The sequence below is a fragment of the Pseudomonas poae genome (assembly GCF_001439785.1).
Classification (GTDB): Bacteria; Pseudomonadota; Gammaproteobacteria; order Pseudomonadales; family Pseudomonadaceae; genus Aquipseudomonas; species Aquipseudomonas poae.
Map to the genome: position 1 here is coordinate 1 of NZ_JYLI01000021.1, position 12853 is coordinate 12853.

The following is a 12853-nucleotide window of genomic DNA, read 5'->3' on the forward strand; positions in this document are numbered from 1 at the left end:
CTGGGCTTCGATGACCTGAAGCAACCCGCTGTCGAATTCCGCGTAACTACTTGTTTACCAAGGAGTTTTCCGTTTCGACTGCGCCGGAAGTGGGGCGAATTATAGACGTCCAGAATCTGCCGTCAACCCTTAATTTTGTATTCTTTATCAATTAGTTAGGATTGATTAAAAAATCATCAACAACCTACTCCTTCTATATAGAAGAGATAGATCAGACAACTCCAGCTGCCCTCAGAACAGCGACCTTCTCAGGCCCCAACCCCAGTACCGTTTGTAGCACCTGGGCCGTATGCTCACCCAATAGAGGAGGCGCGCTTCGATATTCAACAGGCGTCTTGGACAGCCGCATAGGACTGGCTACCTGAGGCACCCTCCCCGCCAGCACATGAGGCAGCTCCATCGCCAGGCCACGCGCCTTTACCTGCGGATCGGCAAACACCTGCGCAAGATCATTGATCGGCCCACACGGCACACCGATCCGCTCCAGCAATGACACCCACTCGGCTGTCGTCTTGAAAACGGTGACCTGGCGAATCAGCGGGATCAACTGCGCTCGATTAGCCACCCGCATCTGGTTAGTGGCAAAACGCGCATCATCCGCCCACTGCGACTGCCCGGCAGCCTCAGCAAACTTGCGAAACTGCCCGTCATTACCCACCGTCAGGATGAAATCGCCATCGGCGGTGGGAAAATCCTGATACGGCACGATGTTCGGATGAGCATTACCCAGGCGCTTGGGCGAAACACCTGTGGTCAGGTAGTTCATTGCCTGATTAGCCAGACAAGCCACCTGCACATCCAGCAACGCCATATCTATATGCTGCCCGCCACCGTCATGGTCGCGATGCGCCAGCGCCGCAAGGATCGCTACGCTTGAGTAAAGCCCAGTCAGAATGTCCGTCAAAGCCACCCCAACCTTGACGGGCCCCGCCCCCTCCTCGCCCTCGGGCCGACCGGTCAGGCTCATGAGCCCACCTAAACCCTGGATCATGAAGTCGTAACCCGCGCGCGACGCATACGGACCGGTCTGACCAAATCCCGTAATCGAGCAATAAATCAGCTCCGGGTTGATTGCCTTGAGCGACTCATAGTCCAGCCCATACGCGGCAAGACCACCCACCTTGAAATTCTCGATAAGAATGTCTGACTTGGCTGCCAGCTCACGCACCAGCTTATGACCCTCCGGCCGAGTGAAGTCGATGGTCACCGACTCCTTATTACGGTTCGCCGAAAGGTAATACGCCGCCTCACTCGTATTCTCGCCGTAGGCGTCCTTAAGGAACGGAGGCCCCCATGCTCGAGTGTCGTCACCTTTACCCGGTCGCTCAACCTTGATCACCTCAGCCCCAAGGTCCGCAAGAATCTGCCCGGCCCATGGCCCCGCGAGCACCCGCGATAAATCCAGTACTCGTAAATGCGAAAGCGCGCCCATGCCCATGCTCCTATTAATAGAAAGCCTGGAGACCGGTTTGCGCACGCCCCAGAATCAAGGCATGTACATCGTGGGTGCCTTCATAGGTGTTGACCACCTCAAGATTGACCAGGTGACGCGCCACGCCGAACTCATCGGAGATCCCGTTGCCACCCAGCATATCCCGCGCCATACGCGCGATATCCAGCGACTTGCCGCACGAGTTGCGCTTCATGATCGATGTAATCTCTACAGCAGCCGTCCCCTCGTCTTTCATCCGCCCCAGACGCAGGCAGCCTTGCAAGGCCAGGGTGATTTCGGTCTGCATGTCGGCCAGCTTCTTCTGGATTAACTGGGTAGCGGCCAGTGGTCGCCCGAACTGCTGGCGATCAAGGGTGTATTGGCGAGCGGTGTGCCAGCAAAATTCCGCAGCACCCAACGCGCCCCATGAAATTCCGTAGCGCGCCGAGTTGAGGCACGTGAAAGGCCCCTTCAAACCACGCACGTCGGGAAAAATGTTCTCTTCCGGTACAAATACGTTTTCCATCACGATCTCACCGGTAATGGACGCACGAAGACCCACCTTGCCATGGATCGCCGGAGCACTCAGGCCCTTCCAGCCTTTCTCCAGGATAAACCCACGGATATCACCGGCATCGTCCTTTCCCCACACCACGAACACATCCGCGATCGGGCTATTGGTGATCCACATCTTGGCACCGGTAAGGCTGTAGCCCCCATCCACTTTGCGCGCGCGGGTTATCATCGCGCCCGGGTCGGAACCATGGTCAGGTTCCGTCAGACCAAAACAGCCGATCCACTCGCCGGACGCCAGCTTCGGCAGGTACTTCTGTTTCTGCGCCTCTGTACCGAACTCATTGATTGGCACCATGACCAGTGACGATTGCACACTCATCATTGAGCGATAACCCGAATCGACACGCTCCACTTCGCGAGCAATCAACCCGTAGCTGACGTAATTCAAACCGCTGCCACCGTACTGCTCGGGAATCATTGCCCCGAGCAGTCCGGTTTCGCCCATTTCACGGAAGATGGCAGGGTCGGTCTTCTCATGACGGAAGGCTTCAAGTACGCGCGGCGCCAGCTTGTCCTGCGCGAATTGCTCGGCCGTGTCGCGCACCATGCGCTCTTCTTCGGTGAGCTGTTGATCCAGCAGGAGTGGATCGATCCAGTTGAAGCTTGCCTTGCCAGCCATGAATAAGTCCTCGGGGGGAGAATCAGAAGTCGTGCATGCAGCGTAGGTCGACCAAGAGGAGACGGCAAACGAGGTTTCCGCATAGCCTTGTGATAATTTGTCACTTCGTAATACCCAAGATCGCCGCAGACGCGCCTTTGATGTGAGAGCACGGTACATGCGCAGAAAAATCCCCAGCACCACCGCCCTTGTCAGCTTCGAAGCCGCAGCCCGTCACGAGAGCTTTACCAAGGCGGCCCAAGAGCTATCCATTACCCAAGGCGCCATTTGTCGACAAATTGCCAGCCTTGAAGAGTTCTTGAGTGTGGAGCTGTTTCGACGCTCGCGACGTGGCGTCAAACTCACCGAAGCGGGGTTGTCCTATAGCCGCAGAGTTGCCACGCAACTGGACGCCGTGGAGCGCGACACCTTGTCGGTGATGGGCCAGCAGGGCACCAATGTCATCGAGTTGGCCGTGGTGCCGACTTTTGGTACGCAATGGCTGATCCCACGCCTGAAGGACTTCCAGCATCAGCGCCCGGAAGTCATCGTCAACCTGACCAACCGCACGCGCCCTTTCCTGTTTGCAGACACGGAATTCGACGCAGCCATCTACTTTGGCGACGCCGACTGGTCCGGTACCGAATCCCACAGACTGATGGGCGAAAACCCCGTTCCGGTCTGCAGTCCAGGCTTGCTCGGCACACGAAAGCATTTCAGCCCACAGGAAATAGCTGAACTGCCACTGCTGCAACAGACCACGCGCCCTTATGCCTGGCGCCATTGGTTCAATGCCCAGCAGCTGAGCGTACCCCGCGACATGACAGGCCCCCGTTACGAACTGTTCTCGATGCTGTCCCAGGCAGCCATGCACGACATGGGCATAGCCCTGATTCCGCCTTTCCTTATCCAGCGAGAGCTTGAAGATCAGCGTTTGGTGATCGCTAACCCGGAAGCGCTGAACAGTTCCAAAGCCTATTTCCTTATGATTCCCGAGAGAAAGGTCGAATCTGCCTCGCTGCGCGCTTTCAAAGACTGGCTGCTTGAGCAGTCGCGGCGCTACAACCCCAGCATTTAAAGGACAAAACAGAATTGCTGACCTTGTAGTCAGACTACATAAAGCCCTACAGATATATTTATATGTCGCAATTTAGCCGACCGTACCTTCCTGATCAAAAAAGCCTAAACCTCATTATTTCCAAGGCTTTCAGCGACTCTCATTGTTCAATGCGCGACGTTTTATGGCAGTCACTAAAAAACACGCTATAAACACTGTTATCCCTCTAACTCTATGACGTTAAAGAGATTACTTTCTTATATTGCGACAATCAGTCACACGGTGACTTGTAGTTAATTATTCGTCACCCGTCATAATCCCTTGAAGGCCGTAAAGTTCGCCTGCAAAATGCCGCGCCCCGCTGTCATTTTTGCGGGGCCGTGCTGATCGGCCGCCCCAGTTGCGCCACTCGCGGCGCACTGGCCTTTTTACAAAAAGATCAAAAGCAAAAAGATCATGCAGGAGATTTGACGTGCACATTGGTGTTCCTCTCGAAACCCAGACCGGTGAAACGCGGGTGGCTGCCACCCCGGAAACCATCAAGAAGCTGATCGGCCAAGGCCATAAGGTCACGGTACAAAGCGGAGCAGGCGCCAAGGCCAGCATCGTCGACAGTGCCTATGAAGCGGCGGGCGCAATCATTGGCAGCGCCAACGATGCCTTCAGCGCCGAGCTGATTCTCAAGGTGGCGGCGCCCAGCGACAGCGAACTGGCGCTGATCAAAAGCGATAGCGTCCTGGTGGGCATGCTCAACCCGTTCAGCAACGAAACCATCGCCAAGCTCGCCGGGCATGGGATTACTGCCTTCGCTCTCGAGGCGGCGCCGCGTACATCACGCGCCCAAAGCCTCGACGTGCTGTCTTCTCAGGCTAACATCGCCGGTTACAAGGCGGTGTTGCTGGCCGCACACCACTACCCGCGCTTCATGCCAATGCTGATGACCGCCGCAGGTACCGTGAAAGCGGCGCGCGTGTTGATCCTTGGCGCCGGCGTTGCGGGCCTGCAGGCCATCGCCACGGCGAAACGTCTGGGTGCAGTGATCGAAGCCTCCGACGTGCGCCCGGCAGTAAAGGAACAAATTGAGTCTCTCGGCGCCAAGTTCGTCGACGTGCCCTACGAAACCGATGAAGAGCGCGAGTGCGCCGTCGGGGTCGGCGGCTACGCACGCCCAATGCCCGCGAGCTGGATGCAGCGTCAGGCCGTGGCCGTGCATGAACGCGCCAGGCAGGCCGATATTGTCATCACCACCGCCCTGATCCCTGGCCGCAAGGCGCCGACCTTGCTCAGCGCCGAGACCGTCGCGCAAATGAAGCCAGGTTCGGTGGTCATCGACCTCGCCGCCGCTCAAGGCGGTAATTGCCCACTGACCGTCGCCGATCAGGTCGTCGTGGAAAACGGCGTGATCATCTGCGGCCCGACCAACCTCGCCGGCGCAGTGGCCGCCGACGCCTCGGCCCTGTACGCGCGCAACCTGCTGGACTTCCTGAAGCTGGTTTTCACCAAGGAAGGGCAGTTTGAAATCAACCTCGAAGACGACATCGTCGCCGCGTGCCTGATGTGCCGCGACGGCCAAGTCATCCGCAAAAACGCCTAAGCAGGGATTCAGACAATGGAAGAGCTTATCTCCCCAGGTATCTACAACCTGATCATCTTTGTGCTGGCGATCTATGTCGGTTATCACGTGGTCTGGAACGTCACCCCTGCGTTGCACACGCCGTTGATGGCCGTGACCAACGCAATCTCGGCGATCGTGATCGTCGGCGCCATGCTCGCAGCCGCCCTCACGGTTACCCCACTGGGCAAGACCATGGGCACCCTGGCCGTTGCCCTCGCGGCGGTGAATGTATTCGGCGGTTTTCTGGTAACCCGCAGGATGCTTGAGATGTTCAAGAAGAAAGCGCCCAAGGCTAAAGAAGAGGTGCAGAAATAATGAGCATGAACCTTGTCACGACGCTTTACCTGATCGCCTCGATCTGTTTCATCCAGGCTCTCAAGGGCCTGTCACACCCCACCACGTCGCGGCGTGGCAACCTGTTCGGCATGCTCGGCATGGCGCTGGCGGTGCTGACGACCGTGGGCCTCATCTATAAGCTGGGCGCTGAACTGGCGACGGCCGGCATCGGCTACGTGATCGTCGGCCTGCTGATCGGCGGCACCGCCGGCTCGATCATGGCCAAGCGCGTGGAAATGACCAAGATGCCGGAGCTGGTGGCATTCATGCACAGCATGATCGGCCTGGCTGCGGTATTTATTGCGATTGCCGCAGTGGTCGAGCCGCAGTCCCTGGGTATCGTCAAACAGCTGGGGGACGCGATCCCTGCCGGTAACCGTCTGGAACTGTTCCTCGGCGCAGCCATCGGCGCCATCACCTTTTCCGGTTCGGTGATCGCCTTCGGCAAACTGTCGGGCAAGTACAAGTTCCGCCTGTTTCAGGGCGCACCAGTACAGTTCGCGGGTCAGCATAAGCTGAACCTCGTGCTCGGCCTGACAACCCTGGGCCTGGGCCTGCTGTTCATGCTCACTGGCAACCTCACGGCCTTTGCGCTGATGCTGGCCCTGGCGTTTGTACTGGGCGTGCTGATCATCATCCCCATCGGCGGTGCCGACATGCCGGTGGTGGTGTCGATGCTCAACAGCTATTCCGGCTGGGCCGCGGCGGGCATCGGCTTTTCGCTGAACAACTCGATGCTGATCATCGCCGGCTCACTGGTGGGCTCCAGCGGTGCGATCCTGTCGTACATCATGTGCAAGGCCATGAACCGTTCCTTCTTCAATGTACTGCTCGGCGGTTTCGGCAATGCGCCGGATGCCGGTGCGGCGGCAGGGTCTAAAGAAACACGCCCGGTGAAGTCCGGCTCGGCCGACGACGCGACCTTCCTGCTGACCAACGCCGACACCGTGATCATCGTGCCAGGCTACGGCCTGGCCGTGGCGCGCGCGCAGCATGCGCTCAAGGAACTGACCGAAAAACTCACTCACCGCGGCGTCACCGTGAAGTACGCAATCCACCCGGTGGCCGGCCGTATGCCGGGGCATATGAACGTACTGCTGGCCGAGGCGGAAGTGCCCTACGACCAGGTGTTCGAGATGGAGGACATCAACTCCGAGTTCGGCCAGGCCGACGTTGTGCTCGTGTTGGGCGCAAACGACGTGGTCAACCCGGCCGCCAAGAACGACCCGAACTCGCCGATCGCCGGCATGCCGATCCTGGAGGCGTTCAAGGCCAAGACCATCATCGTCAACAAGCGCTCGATGGCCAGCGGTTATGCCGGCCTGGACAATGAACTGTTCTACCTCGACAAGACCATGATGGTCTTTGGTGATGCCAAAAAAGTCATTGAAGAGATGGTTAAGGCCGTCGAGTAACCTGCTCCAGCGCAATACACCAAACCCCGGCCTGTCGTAGGCTGGGGTTTTTTATGTGCGGGCAAAACCGACCAAAGGCTCTAAATCAAGGCCTGGCATGCGACCATGGTAGCGCGCCGAAACTTTTTGAAATGACTAAACTGCGCACTTTGCTTCCGTAGCCCGAGATAACTATCCATGTACCGTGATCGTATCCGCTTGCTTTCATTGATGAACAAGGTCATGAGCGCGGCCGACGCCGCCGCACTGATCGAGGACGGCATGACCGTCGGCATGAGCGGCTTCACCCGCGCCGGCGAGGCCAAGGCCGTCCCCCACGCCCTGGCCGAACGCGCCAAGACGTCACCGCTGAAAATCACCCTGATGACCGGTGCCAGCCTGGGCAACGATCTGGACAAGCAATTGACCGAAGCCGGTGTGCTATCGCGCCGCATGCCGTTCCAGGTCGACAGCACACTGCGCAAGGCGATCAACGCTGGCCAAGTGATGTTCATTGATCAGCATCTGTCGGAAACCGTTGAGCAACTGCGCAACAGCCAGCTCAAGTTGCCGGACATTGCCGTGATCGAAGCGATCGCTATTACCGAGCAGGGGCATATCGTGCCCACCACATCGGTGGGCAATTCGGCCAGTTTTGCGATCTTCGCCAAGCAGGTGATCGTCGAGATCAACCTGGCCCACAACCCGAACCTGGAAGGGTTGCACGACATCTATATCCCCACGTACCGGCCGACTCGCACACCTATACCGCTGGTGAACGTCGACGACCGCATTGGCAGCACCGCAATTGCGATCCCGCCGGAAAAAATCGTCGCCATCGTCATCACCAACCAGGCGGATTCGGCTTCGACCGTGACGCCACCGGACAGCGACACCCAGGGCATCGCCGATCACCTGATCAACTTTCTCAAGCAGGAAGTCGATGCCGGGCGCATGACTAACAAGCTCGGCCCGCTGCAGGCCGGCATCGGCAACATCGCCAACGCGGTAATGTGCGGCTTGATCGAATCGCCGTTCGAAGACCTGACCATGTATTCGGAAGTGTTGCAGGATTCGACATTCGACCTGATCGACGCCGGCAAGCTGAGCTTCGCCTCCGGCAGCTCGATCACATTGTCGGAACGGCGCAATGCGGACGTGTTCGGCAACCTGGAACACTACAAGGACAAGCTGGTACTGCGACCACAGGAGATTTCCAACCACCCTGAAGTAGTCAGGCGTCTGGGCATTATTGGTATCAACACGGCGCTGGAGTTCGACATCTACGGCAACGTCAACTCCACCCACGTCTGCGGCACGCGGATGATGAACGGCATCGGCGGCTCCGGCGACTTCGCGCGCAATGCACACCTGGCGATCTTCGTCACCAAGTCGATTGCCAAGAATGGCGCGATTTCCAGCGTGGTGCCAATGGTCAGCCATGTGGACCACACCGAGCATGACGTCGATATCCTCGTGACCGAAGTCGGCCTGGCCGACCTGCGAGGCCTGGCGCCAAGGGAACGTGCACGGGTAATCATCGACAACTGTGTGCACCCGGCGTACCGCGATGCCCTCAACCGTTACTTCGAAGCGGCCTGCGCTGTCGGCGGGCACACGCCGCACATCCTGCGCGAAGCACTGAGCTGGCACATTAACCTGGAAGAAACCGGGCATATGCTCAAGGCGTGATGGATACAGATCCGAGCTGATGCACATACAGTTTGCTCAGCTCGCATACATCGCCCGTGATTATGTAAAAAACTGTACTGCTGTACCGGTGACTTCCTACTGAAATATCCTACAGCTCGCGGCGAAATTGCATATTTCGCCCCATTTCAGTGCGGACAAGTACAGTTGCCCCATTTACGTACAGTACAGCACCTCTAGACAGTTAACTGGGCCCTCACAATACAGGTGAACTGTATCTGGAGAGTCTTGCGCTCGAAGAGGATGATTGGCATCAGTTAAACCACTACCTAATCCCGCCATAAGCGGAAGGATGCAATCATGGAACGTACACTCAGTTCCGAACTGTTCTTCGAAGAAAAAGCTGTAAACAACCAGGCTTCCATGCCTTTGCGCGTTCTCGCCAACCTGATGTTGTGGCAACGTCGCATCTCCAGCCGCCACCAACTGGCTCGACTGGATTCGCGTCTGCTGGCTGATGCCGGTATCAGCGAAGCTCAACGCTACGAAGAGCTGAGCAAGCCGTTCTGGCGCTGATTGGCGCTCGCTGGCCCTGACCTTCCAAGTCCCCCGCCAGCAACCTGATTTGTCAAAACAAAGCCCGCCCCGGGAGACCGATGGCGGGCTTTGTTGTATTCGACGCCTGGACTTAAAGCAACTTGCATACAAACGGTACAGTTCTTTAAATGAATTTTTAGACAGGTACAATTTTGGCGTCGATATAAAACTACCCGAACACTCAAGCCGCAGCCTAATATCCCGGTACTACGTGGCAGACCGTGTACAGCTGACGTCTTATGCCCAACGGCAACAATTGCCCACTGCGCCACCTTGATTGTCCATCCACAGGAGTCACCCCATGTCCCGTCTTCGCCTGTTGAGCGCTGCCACGCTTCTTGTTGTGGCCACCAATGCTCACGCCAGCAGCTTTATCGTCACCACCGACTCCATCGTCGGCGCGCTGAAAGCCACATCCGATGCAACCTCCGACGCCACGTCCTCCCTGCGCGACAACAAAGTCGTACGCGCCGCCCGTGACGATGCCGCCAGTTTTGTTGCCAGTGAAGGCGCCATCCGTGGCGTCAAACTGGAGAGCGCCCTGGCGCAGATCCGCCAACAAGCGCCGCAGCTCAATACCGCCACCGATGCACAACTGGCCCAGGCAATTCTGGCCATCTGATAACAGCGGTGTAGGAAAAGGGAGCGCCAGCCGCTCCCGAACGCCGCTGCGCTGGCTCTCGCTGGGGCATTGCGCTAGCCTTGGCGCTCGTTTTCAAGCGTCGAGTCCCATGGCTTTTTCTTACCGCCTCTTCACCGTTGCCTTGTTGATGTGCGTCGGCTGGTCACCGTTGGCTTCGGCCTTTGATGTGACCGTGCAGAGCACCGTCGTCAGCGTATATGCCACCAGCAAGGTGACGTCTGCACCCTTCGACAGAAAAAGAATACTGGCCGCACGGGATGATGCTGCCGCTTTCATTGCCACTGACGGCCAATGGCGAGGCGCACGTCTGGAGTCCGCGCTGGATTACCTGCGCCGCACCCGGCCAAAACTTCATGCAAGCGACCTTGAACTGGCGCAGGCAATTCTCGTCCAATCGTCATCTTAATATTCTGGAGCCCTTCCATGCGTAGCCCGCTGATCGTCGCCGCCCTCGGCCTGCTGTTCCTGGCCGATATCGCCCAGGCGCAAACCCTCAAGGCCACCAGTAACATCGTCGTCCGCGCTTCTGCGCGCACCATCGATTTCACCTCGGACACCACCACCTCCATCCGCGACTCCAAAGTCGTGCGCGAAGCCCACGATGATGCCGCCAGTTTCGTCGCCACCAATGGCGAGATCCGTGGCGCACAACTCGAAGCCGCTTTCGATACCCTGCGCACCCGCGTGCCCGAAGCCCGCGATGCCACTGACCAGACCCTCGCCGAAGCTATTCTCGCTCTGTGAGGCGCCTGGTCGCCTGGCTCCTGGCCGGGACTGTGCTGCTAGGTGGCGGCGCAGCCCAGGCCAGCCTGCAACTGCGGCTCAAGACCGACGGTCTGAGCCCTGCCGAACAGCAAGCCAGCCAGGCGTTGCTCGATGAAGCGATGAGCGCCTTGCCGCCCCGTTTTATCGAGCAACTGGACCGCCGCATCGATGTCGGCTGGACCGACCAGATGCCCGAAAACGCTTATGGCCAAGCCTCACTGGTGTCCGAGCTGGACCTCAACCGCAACCTGCTCGCCAGCCTCACCGACGGCAGCGCCGCCGCCCAAAAGACCCACCGCCCCCACGGCACCGTGCGCCGGGAAATGCTCGCCACCGTGCTGCATGAACTGACCCACATCTATGACCGTGCGCGCCTGTGGTCCAAGGACGACCGCGCGCTGATCAACCGCTGCAGCCGCCAGAACAGCATCACCGGTCTGATCGGCCTGCCGGACGAATGCCGTGGGCAGAACAACCGCCGCTTCACCCTCAGCGATGATCCACGCCTGCTGGACATCGCCGGCTGGCCGCAATATGTGGGCCGGCGCGGCGAACGCGAACAGCACAACCGCCAGATCGCGCGCAGCCCTGACCTCTACGAAACCACCAGCCCGCTGGAGTTCGTGGCGGTCAACATGGAGTACTTCCTCCTTGATCCGAGCTACGCCTGCCGTCGCCCTTCGCTGTTCCGCTATTACAAGGAACACTTCGGCTGGGCTCCTCCCCAGCAGGATGCCTGCGAAAAGACCTACGCCTTTCTCAATGCCGGCAATGACTTTGCCAAAACGCCACTGGGCCATGTCGATCCCGAGCGCGTCTACGAAATTGATTACCTGCTCGCCGAAGCCAACCAGAACCTGGTCAGCCGCTGGGGCCACAGCATGCTGCGGCTGGTGATCTGCGCCCCCGGACGCCCTCGCGGCCCGGATTGCCGGCTGGACCTGGACCAGCACCTAGTGTTGTCCTACCGCGCATTCGTCGGTGACGTACAGCTGTCGAGCTGGGATGGCCTGGTGGGCAAGTACCCTTCACGCCTGTTCGTGCTGCCGCTGGCCCAGGTGATCGACGAGTACACCAAGACCGAGCTGCGCGGCCTCGCCTCCGTGCCGCTGAAGCTGTCACGTCAGGAAATCAACGACACCGTCGAACACGCCGCCGAGATGCACTGGAGCTACGACGGCAACTATTTCTTCATTTCCAATAACTGCGCCGTCGAAAGCCTCAAGCTGTTGCGCAGCGGCAGTGCCAACCCGCAACTGACCGGGCTGGACAACATTACCCCCAACGGTCTGCTTGAAGTTCTGCAGGCACGGGGCCTGGCGGACACCAGCGTACTGGACGACAAACGCAAGGCGCTGCGCCTGGGTTATCACTTCGACTCGTTCCGCGAGCGCTATCAGGCGATGTTCGATGTGCTACGCAAATACCTGCCGATCAAGCAGGCCGAGGTCGAAGACTGGTTGGCGCTCAGTGCCGAAGAGCGCCGTCAATGGTTCGGCCAGGCCGACCTGCGCACCAGCGCTGCCTTGCTGCTGCTGGAGCAGGCCAGCTTTCGCAGACAGCTGATGCTGGCCCAGGATGAAGTCAAACAACGCTACCTCGGTGCCCGCGAGCTGAAGAATGGCGGCATGGAGAAGGCCAACGCGACGCTGCAACAGATCCTCGCCAACAGCGGCTTTCTCAGCCGCCCGGCGGAGTTGCTCGGCAGCAGCGGTTACGGTCTGCCGCAGCCGTCCGAAGCCAAGCGCCTGGAATCGGAAAGCGCCGAACGCCAGAAGCAACTGCAATCGCTGACCGGTGAGCTGGATAAGGAGGTAAGGGCGCTGCTGGAGCCATCCCGCGCCGCCGAGATTGCCGCGTGCGAGGCTAACCTCAAGCAACTCGGCGAACACCTGCGCAGTCTCCATAAAGCCGCTGGTGGTCTCGAACTGCCATAGACCCTGTGTTGCAACACAGTCCAAATGTGAGAGGGAACTTGCCCCCTCCCCCATAAAGCCAGGCTGTATAAATTCAAGCAGCCTGAAATTTTTACCGTGTGTCCCCTGTTTCCCCGGCGAAAGCTGGCTGAAAGCTTACGCGTCTAGGATCGCCTTCACTGTCGGCAACAGACCGACTGTTAACAACAACAATGGTGACCCTGATGTCCGCTAGTAAACGCCTGCTTGCCCTCACTCCCCCCGTACGCCTCGT

12 protein-coding genes are annotated in these 12853 nt (G+C 58.8%); 10 read left to right on the plus strand and 2 right to left on the minus strand.

Translation table 11 applies throughout. The annotated features are described in order from the left end of the window. Window positions 1–211: 211 nt before the first annotated feature. Together TU75_RS21165 and TU75_RS21170 are read right to left on the minus strand one after the other, a co-directional pair. Complete coding sequence (locus TU75_RS21165) at window positions 212–1432, minus strand: CaiB/BaiF CoA transferase family protein (protein WP_060550023.1); 1221 nt, start codon at window positions 1430–1432, stop codon at window positions 212–214. 13 nt (window positions 1433–1445) lie between these two features. Continuing rightward, a complete protein-coding gene (locus TU75_RS21170) occupies window positions 1446–2627 on the minus strand; it encodes an acyl-CoA dehydrogenase (RefSeq protein WP_060550024.1) in 1182 nt (393 codons plus the stop codon). A 157-nt stretch (window positions 2628–2784) separates the two neighbouring features. Between TU75_RS21170 and TU75_RS21175 the strand changes: the two genes are divergently transcribed. The 10 genes from TU75_RS21175 (at window position 2785) to TU75_RS21220 (ending at window position 12600) form a co-directional block, all read left to right on the plus strand. Continuing rightward, the gene (locus TU75_RS21175) at window positions 2785–3684 is read left to right on the plus strand and encodes a LysR family transcriptional regulator (protein WP_060550025.1); all 900 of its coding nucleotides are present in this window, start codon (window positions 2785–2787) and stop codon (window positions 3682–3684) included. A 451-nt stretch (window positions 3685–4135) separates the two neighbouring features. Continuing rightward, window positions 4136–5257: a Re/Si-specific NAD(P)(+) transhydrogenase subunit alpha gene (locus TU75_RS21180; RefSeq protein ID WP_060550026.1), complete on the plus strand. Its 1122-nt coding sequence runs from the start codon at window positions 4136–4138 to the stop codon at window positions 5255–5257. Window positions 5258–5272: 15 nt separating this feature from the next. After that, complete coding sequence (locus TU75_RS21185; protein ID WP_003233786.1) at window positions 5273–5593, plus strand: NAD(P) transhydrogenase subunit alpha part 2; 321 nt, start codon at window positions 5273–5275, stop codon at window positions 5591–5593. Beyond that, on the plus strand, window positions 5593–7029 hold the full coding sequence (locus TU75_RS21190) for an NAD(P)(+) transhydrogenase (Re/Si-specific) subunit beta (protein ID WP_003233784.1): 1437 nt from the start codon (window positions 5593–5595) through the stop codon (window positions 7027–7029). Before TU75_RS21185 ends, TU75_RS21190 begins: the two co-directional genes overlap by 1 nt. Window positions 7030–7206: 177 nt before the next feature. Beyond that, window positions 7207–8700: a succinyl-CoA:acetate CoA-transferase ScpC gene (gene scpC / locus TU75_RS21195; protein ID WP_003233782.1), complete on the plus strand. Its 1494-nt coding sequence runs from the start codon at window positions 7207–7209 to the stop codon at window positions 8698–8700. A gap of 318 nt (window positions 8701–9018) precedes the next feature. Then, window positions 9019–9234, plus strand: a complete 216-nt coding sequence (locus TU75_RS21200; RefSeq protein WP_003233780.1) for a DUF1127 domain-containing protein — start codon at window positions 9019–9021, stop codon at window positions 9232–9234. Between the two features lie 322 nt (window positions 9235–9556). After that, window positions 9557–9877: a DUF2388 domain-containing protein gene (locus TU75_RS21205; RefSeq protein WP_003233778.1), complete on the plus strand. Its 321-nt coding sequence runs from the start codon at window positions 9557–9559 to the stop codon at window positions 9875–9877. Window positions 9878–9986: 109 nt separating this feature from the next. Further along, window positions 9987–10304 (plus strand): DUF2388 domain-containing protein, encoded by a 318-nt coding sequence (locus TU75_RS21210; RefSeq protein WP_015373425.1) that lies wholly within the window; start codon window positions 9987–9989, stop codon window positions 10302–10304. Between the two features lie 17 nt (window positions 10305–10321). Then, window positions 10322–10642: a DUF2388 domain-containing protein gene (locus tag TU75_RS21215; protein WP_060550027.1), complete on the plus strand. Its 321-nt coding sequence runs from the start codon at window positions 10322–10324 to the stop codon at window positions 10640–10642. Then, window positions 10639–12600, plus strand: a complete 1962-nt coding sequence (locus TU75_RS21220) for a DUF7844 domain-containing protein (protein ID WP_060550028.1) — start codon at window positions 10639–10641, stop codon at window positions 12598–12600. Before TU75_RS21215 ends, TU75_RS21220 begins: the two co-directional genes overlap by 4 nt. Window positions 12601–12853 lie beyond the last annotated feature (253 nt).